A 332-nucleotide genomic window follows, 5' to 3' on the forward strand; every position below is an offset into this window, starting at 1 on the left:
GTCTGGACCACCCACTCGGTGAACGGCTGCGCCTGGATCTTGAACTCCGGCAGCACCCCGGGACGAATGCCGACCTGCTCGGCCCGAAGCCGCTCGGCCGTGCTGATGCGCCCCTGCTGAACCATGAGGCCGAGAACAAGCCGTGCGCGTTCGTTGGCCTGTTCCCTCGTCGCTTCCTTGAGCGGGTTGAACCGGGCCGGGGCCTGCACCATCCCGGCCAGCAGGGCGGCCTCGTAGAGGTTGAGGTCCTTCGGCTCCTTGCGGAAATAGTGCCGGCTCGCCCGGTAGAGACCCACGATCTCGCGGCCTCCGAACTCGATTTGGTTGAGGTA

General features: G+C 66.3%; 1 protein-coding gene. It reads right to left on the reverse strand.

Annotation, left to right across the window (positions count from 1 at the left end):
• Positions 1-332, reverse strand: a 332-nt coding sequence (locus tag WDW90_RS38590) for a transglycosylase domain-containing protein (RefSeq protein ID WP_336492933.1), incomplete at both ends; no start/stop codon positions are given.

Source organism: Methylobacterium nigriterrae, assembly GCF_037106235.1.
Classification (GTDB): Bacteria; Pseudomonadota; Alphaproteobacteria; order Rhizobiales; family Beijerinckiaceae; genus Methylobacterium; species Methylobacterium nigriterrae.